Origin of the sequence: Halomonas sp. (genome assembly GCF_041689495.1) — a bacterium.
In the GTDB taxonomy this organism is placed as follows: Bacteria; Pseudomonadota; Gammaproteobacteria; order Pseudomonadales; family Halomonadaceae; genus Halomonas.
In genome coordinates this window covers 1-1,016 of record NZ_JBDNGD010000367.1, presented here as the reverse complement: position 1 = coordinate 1,016, position 1,016 = coordinate 1, and the positions used below count along the sequence as shown (strand labels likewise).

Here is a 1,016-nt window from a genome sequence, read left to right as displayed (position 1 = left end):
TTTGCTCTTCAGTAGATTACGAATGTATTCTATGTTTGAGGGTTCCGAGAGTGTTCGCTTGATTTGATTTTGTATATGCATTCCCAAAGCATGCGTTAGTCAATGCATTTTGTCCAGTTGCTGCTTGTGGGTAAAAGGCAGGCTAGCCAGGTGGGCCGCCTCCCGCCCGAGCGGTCATCACGATGGGATTATCGTCGTCGCCTGGCGCTCGCTCTGGAACTCCTGGGCGATGCGCGACTCGACGCCCTGATCAGCGGCGAGAGCGATTTCCGGGATCTGCCCGACCTGATGCCGTCCCTGGCGGCCGGTAGCGGCAAGGTGCTCTGCCATCGCCTGCGCTACCCGACATCCACTTGATTCGAGGAACCCCCACCATGTACCGCTTGACCGTACGCGACCATTTCATGATCGCTCACAGCTTCCGTGGTGAGATCTTCGGCCCCGCCCAGCGCACCCATGGTGCCACCTTTATGTGGTTGATGTCTGCTTCCAGCACCGGGAACTGGACAACGATGGTCTGGTGGTGGATATCGGCCTTGCCGGCGAAACCGTCAAGGCGGTGCTCGGCGAGTTCAACTTCCACAACCTCGATGAGGTGGATGAATTCCAGGGTCGCAACACCACTACCGAATTCATGGCCAGGGTGATCTTCGAGCGGTTGGCCACGGCCATTCAGCTGGGCCACCTGGGGGAGTCGGCCAACGGCCTGGATGCGATGTGCGTGACCCTGCACGAGTCTCATGTGGCCTGGGCCAGTTACGAGGGCGAGCTCTGATGGGTTCTCTCGACGTGCCCGACATGACCCTGATCGTGGCCGGCGACCCGGATCAGTTCACCGGCGGTTATGTGTATGACGCGCGGATGGTGGCAGCACTTCGCCAGCAGGGCTGGCGGGTGGACGTGGTCGGCCTCGACGGCCGATTTCCCGCCCCGGATGCGCGTGCGCGAACGAGCATGGCGACCACCCTGGCGGCCCTTCCCGATGGTGCCTAGGTGCTGATCGACGGCCTGGCCAT

At 60.9% G+C, this 1,016-nt stretch carries 2 protein-coding genes and 1 pseudogene; all 3 read left to right on the top strand.

Annotated features, from left to right (window positions below; translation table 11 throughout):
- Positions 1 to 150: 150 nt before the first annotated feature.
- The 3 genes and pseudogenes from ACESMD_RS11500 to ACESMD_RS11490 all read left to right on the top strand — a co-directional run bounded on the left by ACESMD_RS11500 (position 151) and on the right by ACESMD_RS11490 (position 993).
- On the top strand, positions 151 to 357 hold the full coding sequence (locus ACESMD_RS11500; RefSeq protein WP_372613260.1) for a hypothetical protein: 207 nt from the start codon (positions 151 to 153) through the stop codon (positions 355 to 357).
- A gap of 17 nt (positions 358 to 374) precedes the next feature.
- Positions 375 to 775: pseudogene (locus ACESMD_RS11495) on the top strand (6-pyruvoyl tetrahydropterin synthase family protein).
- The gene (locus ACESMD_RS11490; protein ID WP_372613258.1) at positions 775 to 993 is read left to right on the top strand and encodes a hypothetical protein; all 219 of its coding nucleotides are present in this window, start codon (positions 775 to 777) and stop codon (positions 991 to 993) included. Before ACESMD_RS11495 ends, ACESMD_RS11490 begins: the two are co-directional and overlap by 1 nt.
- Positions 994 to 1,016: the final 23 nt, after the last annotated feature.

Bases quoted from the DNA above. Each gene is read 5' to 3' on its own strand.
- ACESMD_RS11490 (WP_372613258.1), top strand. From the start codon at position 775: ATGGGTTCTCTCGACGTGCCCGACATGACCCTGATCGTGGCCGGCGAC.